Annotated in this window: 9 protein-coding genes; 5 read left to right on the top strand and 4 right to left on the bottom strand. The window is 70.8% G+C overall.

What is annotated here, in order from left to right; genetic code table 11:
- Positions 1-48: 48 nt before the first annotated feature.
- From ilvC to QQX10_RS12330, 3 genes are all read right to left on the bottom strand, one after another.
- Positions 49-1,080, bottom strand: coding sequence for a ketol-acid reductoisomerase (gene ilvC / locus QQX10_RS12340; RefSeq protein ID WP_301121187.1), 1,032 nt, complete (start codon positions 1,078-1,080; stop codon positions 49-51).
- Positions 1,081-1,171: 91 nt separating this feature from the next.
- Positions 1,172-1,693 (bottom strand): acetolactate synthase small subunit, encoded by a 522-nt coding sequence (gene ilvN / locus QQX10_RS12335; RefSeq protein WP_301121185.1) that lies wholly within the window; start codon positions 1,691-1,693, stop codon positions 1,172-1,174.
- A 5-nt stretch (positions 1,694-1,698) separates the two neighbouring features.
- The gene (locus QQX10_RS12330; protein ID WP_301121183.1) at positions 1,699-3,570 is read right to left on the bottom strand and encodes an acetolactate synthase large subunit; all 1,872 of its coding nucleotides are present in this window, start codon (positions 3,568-3,570) and stop codon (positions 1,699-1,701) included.
- 604 nt (positions 3,571-4,174) lie between these two features.
- On the opposite strand from QQX10_RS12330, the gene QQX10_RS12325 reads away from it, so the two are divergent.
- Positions 4,175-4,372, top strand: a complete 198-nt coding sequence (locus QQX10_RS12325; RefSeq protein WP_301121181.1) for a hypothetical protein — start codon at positions 4,175-4,177, stop codon at positions 4,370-4,372.
- A 60-nt stretch (positions 4,373-4,432) separates the two neighbouring features.
- On the opposite strand, the gene ilvD is transcribed toward QQX10_RS12325, so the two are convergent.
- Complete coding sequence (gene ilvD, locus QQX10_RS12320) at positions 4,433-6,130, bottom strand: dihydroxy-acid dehydratase (RefSeq protein ID WP_301121179.1); 1,698 nt, start codon at positions 6,128-6,130, stop codon at positions 4,433-4,435.
- 291 nt (positions 6,131-6,421) lie between these two features.
- On the opposite strand from ilvD, the gene QQX10_RS12315 reads away from it, so the two are divergent.
- The 4 genes from QQX10_RS12315 to QQX10_RS12300 all read left to right on the top strand — a co-directional run bounded on the left by QQX10_RS12315 (position 6,422) and on the right by QQX10_RS12300 (position 10,234).
- Positions 6,422-7,165 carry a MerR family transcriptional regulator gene (locus QQX10_RS12315; RefSeq protein WP_301121177.1) on the top strand — a complete coding sequence of 248 codons (744 nt, stop codon included), beginning with the start codon at positions 6,422-6,424 and terminating at the stop codon, positions 7,163-7,165.
- 131 nt (positions 7,166-7,296) lie between these two features.
- Complete coding sequence (locus tag QQX10_RS12310) at positions 7,297-8,088, top strand: NADPH-dependent FMN reductase (RefSeq protein WP_301121175.1); 792 nt, start codon at positions 7,297-7,299, stop codon at positions 8,086-8,088.
- Positions 8,089-8,287: 199 nt separating this feature from the next.
- Positions 8,288-8,851, top strand: a complete 564-nt coding sequence (locus tag QQX10_RS12305) for an NADPH-dependent FMN reductase (RefSeq protein ID WP_301121173.1) — start codon at positions 8,288-8,290, stop codon at positions 8,849-8,851.
- 63 nt (positions 8,852-8,914) lie between these two features.
- Positions 8,915-10,234 (top strand): cryptochrome/photolyase family protein, encoded by a 1,320-nt coding sequence (locus tag QQX10_RS12300; protein ID WP_301121171.1) that lies wholly within the window; start codon positions 8,915-8,917, stop codon positions 10,232-10,234.
- The last annotated feature ends 97 nt before the right edge of the window (positions 10,235-10,331 follow it).

Below are 10,331 nucleotides of genomic sequence, written 5' to 3'. Positions count from 1 at the left end.
GGGAGGTCCCGGACGGGACCTCCCCCTCGGCGGGTCAGGACGGTGGGGTCAGCGCGCGGCCGAACCGTCCACGTAATCCTTGTCCGCGCTCGCGCCGGACCAGCTGAACAGGGCGCGCAGCTCCTTGCCGGTGGTCTCGATCGGGTGCGACTCCTCCTTGGCGCGCAGCTCCTTGAACTCGACCGCGCCGTTGTCCTGGTCCGCGATGAAGCGGGTGGCGAAGGCACCCGACTGGATGTCCGCGAGCACGGCCTTCATCGACTCCTTGACCTCCGGGGTGATGACGCGCGGGCCCGAGACGTAGTCGCCGTACTCGGCGGTGTCGGAGATCGACCAGCGCTGCTTCGCGATGCCGCCCTCCCACATGAGGTCGACGATCAGCTTGAGCTCGTGGAGCACCTCGAAGTAGGCGATCTCGGGCTGGTAGCCCGCCTCGGTGAGGACCTCGAAGCCGTACTGGACCAGGTGCGAGGTGCCGCCGCAGAGCACGGCCTGCTCGCCGAACAGGTCGGTCTCGGTCTCCTCGGTGAAGGTGGTCTTGATGACGCCGGCGCGCGTGCCGCCGATGCCCTTCGCGTAGGACTTCGCGAGGTCCCAGGCGCCGCCGGTGGCGTCCACCTCGACCGCGATGATGTCCGGGATGCCGCGGCCCGCGACGTACTCGCGACGCACCGTGTGGCCGGGGGCCTTCGGCGCGATCAGGATCACGTCGACGCCCTCGGGCGCCTGGATGTAGCCGAAGCGGATGTTGAAGCCGTGCGCGAAGGCGAGCGCCTTGCCCTCGGTGAGGTTCGGCTTGATCTCGTCGTTGTAGATGCCGCGCTGGTGCTGGTCGGGCGCGAGGATCATGATGACGTCGGCCCACGCGGTGGCGTCGGCGACGTTCTGGACGGTGAAGCCGTCCTCCTCCGCCTTCGCGATCGACTTCGAGCCGTCGCGCAGCGCGACGTGGACCTCGACGCCGGAGTCGCGGAGGTTCTGCGCGTGGGCGTGGCCCTGCGACCCGTAGCCGACGATGGCCACCTTCTTGCCCTGGATGATCGAGAGGTCGGCGTCCTGCTCGTAGTACAGCTCAGCCATGCTGGGGATCTCCTTCAGTTTCTTCTCTGACGTAGGGAATTCTTGCGGGAGGGACGATGCGAGGGTGACCGCCGCATCGTCCCGCGTGCTGCTAGGCGGTGGCGACGCGATCGAGCGCGCGCTCCGTGATGGAGCGGGCGCCGCGGCCGATGGCGACGGTGCCGGACTGGACGATCTCGCGGACGTCGTGCGGCGCGAGGGCCGCGAGGAGCGCCTCGAGCTTGCCGGGGTTGCCCACGGCCTCGATGATCAGCGAGTCCGGGGCGACGTCGACGACGTGGGCGCGGAACAGGTCGACGATCTGCAGGACGTCGGTGCGCTGGCGCGCGTCCGCGCGAACCTTGACCAGCAGCAGGTCGCGCTGAACGGAGCGCTCGTCCTCGAGCTCGACGATCTTGAGCACGTGCACCAGCTTGTTGAGCTGCTTGGTGACCTGCTCGAGCGGGAGCTCGTCGACGTCGACCACGACGGTGATGCGGGAGATCTCCGGGTGCTCGGTCTGGCCCACCGCGAGGGAGTGGATGTTGAACGCGCGGCGTGAGAAGAGGCCGGCGACGCGCGCGAGCACGCCGGGCTTGTTCTCGACGAGCACGGACAGGGTGTGCTTGGTCATGGGGTTCAGTCCTCCCGGTCCCACTGGGGTGCGATGCCGTGGGCGTACTGGATCTCGTCGTTCGACTTGCCGGCGGCCACCATCGGCCACACCATCGCGTCGCGCGACACGGTGAAGTCCACCACCACGGGCTGGTCGTCGATCTCGTTGGCGCGCTTGATGGTCGCGTCGACGTCAGCGTCCGACTCGCAGCGCAGGCCCACGCAGCCCATGGCGTCCGCGAGCTTGACGAAGTCGGGGACGCGGCGGGTGCCGTGGCCGGTGTGCAGGTCAGTGTTCGAGTAGCGCTCGTTGTAGAACAGCGTCTGCCACTGGCGCACCATGCCCAGGGACGAGTTGTTCACGATCGCGACCTTGATCGGGATCTCGTTGATCGCGCAGGTGACCAGCTCCTGGTTGGTCATCTGGAAGCAGCCGTCGCCGTCGATCGCCCACACCTGCTTGTCGGGCATGCCCACCTGGGCGCCCATCGCGGCGGGCACGGAGAAGCCCATGGTGCCGAGGCCACCGGAGTTGATCCAGGTGTTCGGGTGCTCGTACTTGATGAACTGGCTGGCCCACATCTGGTGCTGGCCCACGCCGGCGACGTAGATCGTCTGCTCCGGGTCGTTGAGCTGGCCCAGGCGCTGGATCACATGCTGCGGGCTCGACAGGCCGTCCTTGGTGGGCGTGTAGCCGAGCGCGTAGGTGGTGCGCCAGTCGTCGAGCTGCGCCCACCAGGCCTCGAGGTCCGGCTTGCCGTGCTTGACGTGCTCCTCCGCGAGGGCGGGCACCAGGGCCTCGAAGACCTCCTTGAGGTCGCCCACGATCGGCACGTCGACGGCGCGGTTCTTGCCGATCTCCGCAGGGTCGATGTCCGCGTGCACGATCGTCGCGTGCGGCGCGAAGCTGCTGAGCGCTCCGGTCACGCGGTCGTCGAAGCGGGCGCCCAGGGCGACGATCAAGTCGGCCTTCTGCATGGCGGCCACCGCGGGGACGGTGCCGTGCATGCCGGGCATGCCCAGGTTCTGCGGGTGGCTGTCGGGCAGGGCGCCGCGCGCCATCAGGGTGGTGACCACGGCCGCGCCGGACAGGTCCGTGAGCTTGCGCAGGCCGGCGCTCGCGCCGGAGCGGATCACGCCGCCGCCCACGTACAGCACGGGGCGACGGGCGGTCGCGAGCAGGCGCGCGGCCTCCTGCACCGTCTTGTGGTGCGGGCGCGCGCCCGAGTTGAAGCCGGGCAGCTCGATGCGGCCGGGCCACTGGAACGTGGTGGTCGCCTGCTGCGCGGACTTCGCGATGTCGACGAGCACCGGGCCGGGCCGACCGTGGCTCGCGATGTAGAAGGCCTCCGCGATCGCGCGGGGGATGTCGGCGGCGTCCGTCACCAGCACGTTGTGCTTGGTGATGGGCGCGGTGATGCCCACGATGTCCGCCTCCTGGAAGGCGTCCGTGCCGATCATCGAGGCGCCCACCTGGCCGGTGATGGCCACCAGCGGGATCGAGTCCATGTTCGCGTCCGCGATCGGGGTCACTAGGTTGGTGGCGCCGGGACCCGAGGTGGCGATGCAGACGCCGACCTTGCCGGTGGCGTGCGCGTAGCCCTGGGCGGCGTGGCCGGCGCCCTGCTCGTGGCGCACCAGGATGTGACGGAGCCTGGTCGAGTCCATCAGCGGGTCGTAGGTCGGGAGGATCGCTCCACCGGGGAGTCCGAAGACGTCGGTCGCGCCGGCGTTCTCGAGCGAGCGGATGATCGCCTCAGCACCGGTCATCTCGACGCCGTTGAGCGACGGATCCGGGTTCGACTGAGGCGTGGGCTGCGCGAGCGAGGTGACGCTCGCGGGCTCACGGGCGATGCGGGACGCGGGAACGCCCGGCTTGGCCTGGACCTGTGCCATCTTCTCTCCTGGGTTCGTGGACTGCGGCGGCCCTCACGTCCGCCTCGCATGAAAAGTCCCCCTGCCCGGTGGCCGGTCGGGGGATGCGCGCGGACGTCTGCGTGGGTTACGGGGTGCGGTCCGCGCGCCCGATAACTCGTACAAGGATCGTCTGCATGCAGCGACTCTACGCCGGGGTCGGGGCGACGGCTCACCATCCGGACCAACTATCTCACATATTGGTTCACGATCTTGAATAGTGAGATTGGTGTGGCGTATCCAGCCCCCTCGTGGCGCTCGGGACACTCAGTCCTCCTATCGAGGCCCTCCCGCGCCTCCCGGGACGTTCAGTCCTCATCGCCTCGACCCCGCCGAGAGCAGCCACGGTCCGGCGGATCGCGACCTGCGTGGACGGTGCCGCGCGCTCACGAGGACTGAGTGTCCCGGCAGGCGCGCATGCGCCCGAGATTGAGGACTGAGTGTCCCGACACGCGGGAGGGGCGGGACGGCGGGGGGGTGGGTGTCTCCACCCGGGACCTGCGTCTCATCCGCACGCCGCAGGGTCTGCTAGTTTTCGAAACACCGGGAGCCGATGACGTCTCCCGATGACATGAGGAGATCGCCGATGACGCCGATCGACACCACCCGGGTGCCGCCGCGCTCCGCACGCATCGAGTTCGCGCTGGCCGCCGTCCTGACCGTGCTCGTCCTCATCGAGGTCGTGCGTCAGGACTGGCTCATCGCGGCGATCCTGGTGCTGCTGGGCCTCGGCATCGCCACCACCGTGCTCGACGACGTGCGGCGGTCCCTCACCGGCCGGTGACGCGGAACGCCCCGCCCGGACGGACCGGACGGGGCTCCTGCGATTCGACGACGCGGAGGCTCAGCCGAGCACGGCGCCCTTCGACGCCGAGCCCACCAGCTTCTGGTACTTGCCGAGCACGCCGGTGGTGAAGCGCGCCGGGATCGGCGCCCAGCCCTCCTGGCGCGCCTCCATCTCCTCGGCCGGCACCAGCACCTCGAGGGTGCCGTTGGCGACGTCGAGGGTGATCTTGTCGCCGTCCTTCACGAACGCGATCGGCCCGCCGTCCACCGCCTCGGGGGCGATGTGGCCGACGCACAGGCCGGTGGTGCCGCCCGAGAAGCGTCCGTCCGTGACCAGCAGCACGTCCTTACCCAGGCCCGCACCCTTGATCGCCGCGGTGATCGCGAGCATCTCGCGCATGCCGGGACCGCCCTTCGGGCCCTCGTAGCGGATGACCACGCAGTCGCCCTTCTGGATCTCGCCGGCCTCGAGCGCGTCGAGCGCGGCACGCTCGCGGTCGAACACGCGGGCGGTGGCCTCGAAGACGTCGTCGTCGAAGCCCGCCGACTTCACCACCGCGCCCTCGGGGGCGAGCGAGCCCTTGAGGATGGTGATGCCGCCGGTCTTGTGGATCGGGTTGTTGAGCGCGCGGACCACGCGGCCGTCGATCTTGGCGGGCTTGAGCTCGTCCATGTTCTCGGCGAGGGTCTTGCCGGTCACGGTCATGACGTCGCCGTGCATGAGGCCCGCGTCCAGCAGGGTCTTCATGACGGCGGGGACGCCGCCCACGCGGTCGACGTCGTTCATCACGAACTGGCCGAACGGCTTGAGGTCGCCCAGGTGCGGCACCTTCGAGGCGACGCGGGCGAAGTCGTCGAGCGTGAGGTCCACCTGCGCCTCGTTCGCGATCGCCAGCAGGTGCAGCACGGCGTTGGTCGACCCGCCGAACGCCATGACCACGGCGATCGCGTTCTCGAACGCCTCCTTGGTCATGATCTGGCGGGCGGTGATGCCCTTCCGGAGCATCTCGACCACGGCCTCGCCCGACTTGTGCGCGTAGTAGTCACGGCGGCGGTCCGCGCTCGGCGGGGCCGCGGAGCCGGGGACCGACATCCCGAGCGCCTCGCCCACGGACGCCATCGTGTTGGCGGTGTACATGCCGCCGCAGGCGCCCTCACCCGGGCAGATCGCCTTCTCGATCGCGAGGCGGTCCTCCTCGGACATCAGACCCGCGGCGCACGCACCCACGGCCTCGAACGCGTCGATGATCGTGACGTCCTTCGACGTCCCGTCCGACAGCGTCACGTGGCCCGGCATGATCGAGCCGGCGTACAGGAACACGCTCGCCAGGTCGAGGCGGGCCGCGGCCATGAGCATGCCGGGCAGCGACTTGTCGCAGCCGGCGAGCAGCACGGAGCCGTCGAGACGCTCCGCCATCATCACCGTCTCGACGGAGTCCGCGATCAGGTCGCGCGACACGAGCGAGTAGTGCATGCCCTCGTGACCCATCGAGATGCCGTCGGAGACGGAGATCGTGCCGAACTCGAGCGGGTAGCCCCCGGCGGCGTGCACGCCGTTCTTCGACGAGGCCGCCAGGCGCTGCAGTGAGAGGTTGCAGGGGGTGATCTCGTTCCACGAGGACGCGATGCCGATCTGCGGCTTCGCGAAGTCCTCGTCACCGAGACCGACGGCGCGCAGCATGCCGCGCGCGGCGGTCGCCTCCAGGCCGTCGGTGACCTGGCGCGAACGGGGCTTGATGTCGGGGGTCTGGCTCATGTGCCGAGTCTAGGACGATGCGCGGGCGGGCTTCGCGCGCGGCCCCGGGGCCGGCTCCGTCACGCCGGCCCCGGGGCCCTCGTGTCACCGCGGCGCGGTCCACGGGGCGTCGCCTACCCCTTCGCCAGACGCTCCCGTATTCATGCACGAACGAACGGGTGCCCCCGCACCCCGCCCACCATCACGATGCGCGCTCGTGCATGAATACGGGAGCGTGGAGAGCGAGGCATCCCCGGTCCGCGCGCATCACCGCTTGCGCTTGACGCTACGTCAACTTCTACCGTGGTGGGTATGGACATCTCGGAGCTCTCGCGACTCGCCGGCGTCAGCAGCCGCACGCTGCGTCACTACGACGCGATCGGCCTGCTGCCTCCCGCGTGGACCACACCCGACGGGCGCCGGCACTACGACGAGCCCGGGCTGCTCCGGCTCCAGCACATCCTGGTGCTGCGCGAGCTCGACGTGCCGCTCGAGACCATCGCGAGCATCGTCGACACCGACGACCCGGCGCTCACCGCATCGTTCCTCCGCGACCATCACGCCGCGCTCCTCGCCCGCCGCGACCGCTACGCCGCCCTGGCGGAGACGGTCGAGACCACCCTCACCCACCTCGAGACAGGACTGCCCATGACCGCCGCCGACATGTTCGAGGGCTTCGACCACCACCGCTACGAGCCGGAGGCGCGCGAGCGCTGGGGGGACGATGCCGTGGAGACGTCGAACGCCGTGTGGGCCTCGCTCGGGGTCGAGGGGCAGCGCCGCCACCAGGCGGAGCACACGGCGATCGCGGAGGGCGTCGCGCGGCTCGCGGCCGCCGAGGTCTCGCCCGAGGACCAGGAGCTCCAGGCCCTGATCGCGCGCCACCATGCCTGGGTGTCGCTGTTCTGGACGCCGGGCCGGGAGGTCTACGAAGGCCTGGGCCGGATGTACGCGGAGGACCCGCGTTTCCGGGCGACGTACGACAAGTTCGGCGACGGCACGGCCGAGCTCCTGCGGGACGCGATCGCCGTGTACGCGAGCGGTCTGTCAGACTGAGCACGGCCTCTCGACACCGCGGCTGAGCAGGTGTCGGGAATGTCTCTGCGTCACCCCTGGTTGGTGAGGGTGTCCGCGAGGGGTTGCGGTCGCAGTGTCGAGACATCATCGCTTCCGAGGAAGGACCGCAGATGCCGGTCATTGGACTGCTGCTGGGCCAGCTCCCGCACGCCCGCACTGCTCGCCAGCTCGCCACCATGCTTCACGCCGCCGCGCCGAGCGGCACCACCCTGGTCGAGATCTCGACCGCCGAGCTGCCGTTCCACGCTCCCTACGCCGACATGCCGACGCCCGCGGGGGCGATCGCCTTCAAGCGTGCGATCGCCGACGTCGACGGGCTGGTGATCATCACCCCGTCGCACGAGCGCTCGATCCCCGGCGCCCTGAAGCACGCGATCGACTGGGCGTCCGCCTCGCCGAGCTCGCTCGAGGGCAAGCCCGTGGTGATCGCCGGCGCCTCCGCGCCCCGCTCCGGATACTTCGCCGCGCTGCAGCACCTGCGCACCGTGCTCAACGACGCCGGTGCGCGCCTGATGGGGCAGCCCGAGCGGACGCTCGCGGTCGCCCCGCACTGCTTCGGCGGATCCGGACGCTGCGTCGACGCCGAGCTCGACTCGCAGGTGAGCGAGCTGGTCTCGGCGGCCGCGGGCTACGTCGCGCATCTGAGCCGCGAGCGCGTCGCCACCGCCGAGCGCCCCGTGATCGACACGGCGGCGGGCCGCCTGTCGACCGAGGAGACCCGCCGTCCCATGCGCGTGCTCCAGCGGCTCGAGGCGAGCGCTGACGGCGGTCCCGCCAGCCCGGTCGACGGCACACCGAGCCCGTTCGTCGACACGGCGTCGACCATCGACCCGCTCGTGGCCACCGGGGATCCGGCGATCCTCGCGTTCTCCACCGAGACCACCACCGGCGCGCCGGGCTGAGGCGCGGGCCGGCTCCTGCGGCCGGCCGCATCGTCCCCTCCCCACATCGCCCCCCCGCCCTCACAGCGACGCGCCGCGCGCACCAGGGCATTTTGTTGACCTGTCATCTTCTGGAATAGTTGACGTGTCACCGTAGTTCTCGTGACTGTCCGCCAGCGTCGTCGGAGACTCCACCCCCCCTACCCCTGAGGAGACACTCATGACCCGCATCGGCTACATCGTCGGATCGCTCTCGAGCACGTCCATCAACCGCCAGGTCGCGAAGGCGCTGGTCGGTCTCGCACCCGCCGACGTCGAGCTCGTCGAGCTCGACTTCCGCGCCCTGCCGCTCTACACCCCGGACTACGACGCCGACTACCCGGCCGAGGCGACCGCGTGGAAGGACGCGATCGAGTCGGTCGACGGCATCATCATCCTCACGCCCGAGTACTCGCGCTCGCTGCCCGGCTCCCTGAAGAACGCGCTCGACTGGGCGGCCCGTCCGTGGGGCACCAACTCCTTCAACGGCAAGCCCGTCGCGATCGCCGGCGCCTCGATCAGCTCGGTCGGCACCGCCGCCGCGCAGCAGCACCTGCGCGCGATCCTGGGCCACTTCAACGCGCTGACCATGGGCCAGCCCGAGGTGTTCTTCCAGTACAACCCCGCCGCCTTCGGCCCGGACGGCGCCGTGGTCGACGACGCGGTCAAGGCGATCCTGTCCGGCTTCCTGGCCGCCGCGGTCGCGCACGTCGAGGCGCACGCGCCGGTGGCCGTGGGCGCCTGACGCTCACCCACCTCTCAGGGGCCCGCCGGAATCTTCCGGCGGGCCCCTCGTGTTGTGCCGGACATGACATCCGTGTGGTGGGTCCGGCGCGACGCGCGCCTGGCCGACAATCCCGCCCTGGTCAGCGCTCAGGAGGACGGCCCCGCCGCCGCCGTCGCCGTGTGGACCCCCGCGATCCGCCTCTGGTCGGGACGTCGCCGGGCCCACCTGGCCCGCGTCTGGTGGAGTCTGCGCGAGGACACCGGGGGTGCGCTCGGCGTCCGTCGCGGTCCCGCCGACGATGCGGTGCTCGCGGTCGCGCGGGAGCACGATGCGCCGGTGGTCTGGGCGGCTCAGGAGTTCTCGCCCGCCGGCGTGCGCGAGCAGGAGGCCGTCGCGGCGGCGCTGCGGGCCGACGGGCGCGAGCTGCGGTTCATCGGCTCGCCGTACGCGGTCGCGCCCGGGCGGGTGCGCAAGGGCGACGGGACCGAGTTCAAGGTGTTCACGCCCTTCCTGCGCGCCTGGCGCGAGCACGGCTGGCGCTCCCCCGCCCCGGATGCCGATCCTGATGGGTTCGTGCGCGTCGAGAGCGATGTGGACCTCGACCAGCGCGCCGCCCACGGCGACGCCGACGACCCGCTCGCGGAGCGTGCCGAGTTCCGTGAGGCACGCATCCACGACCAGCTCGCCGACTTCCTCGCCGGTGACATCGACCGCTACGCGAGCGAGCGCGACCGGCCCGATCTCGACGCCACGTCGCACCTGTCCGCGCCCCTCGCCTACGGGCAGATCCATCCGCGGACGGTCCTCGCCGCATCGTCCCGCCTGCGCTCGGACGCCGCGCGCAAGTTCGAGTCGGAGGTCGCCTGGCGCGAGTTCCACGCCGATGTGCTGCACCATCACCCCCGCGCCCAGCGCGAATCGCTGACGCCGGTGATCCCCGAGGACGCATGGGCGACGGGGTCCGAGGCGGACGAGGCGTTCATGGCCTGGCGCGACGGGCGCACCGGGTTCCCGCTGGTGGACGCGGGCATGCGCGAGCTCGCCGCCACCGGCACCATGCACAACCGCGTGCGGATGGTGGTCGCGAGCTTCCTGGTCAAGGACCTGCATCTGCCGTGGCAGCGCGGCGCCGCGTACTTCCGCAAGGCGCTGCTCGACTACGACCACGCGCAGAACCAGCTCAACTGGCAGTGGGTCGCCGGCACGGGACGGGACGCGGCGCCGTACTTCCGGATCTTCAACCCCGAGTCCCAGGCGAAGAAGTTCGACCCCGACCGGCGCTACGTCGAGCGCTGGTTGCCCGAGCTCGACACCCCGGCGTACCCGGAGCCCATGGTCGACCACAAGGCAGAACGGGAGGTCTCGCTCGCGGACTTCCAGCGGGGCAAGGAGCTGCGCTGAGACGTAGCACCGCGGTCATCCCGTCGTAACGCGCGCGGGCTACGGTGGCGGAAAGCCAACGAGGGCGCCCGCCTGGGCGCACGGCCACCGGCCGCGC

It is taken from the genome of Demequina lignilytica (assembly GCF_030418305.1).
GTDB lineage: Bacteria > Actinomycetota > Actinomycetes > Actinomycetales > Demequinaceae > Demequina > Demequina lignilytica.
This window is presented reverse-complemented; position numbering and strand designations above follow the sequence as displayed.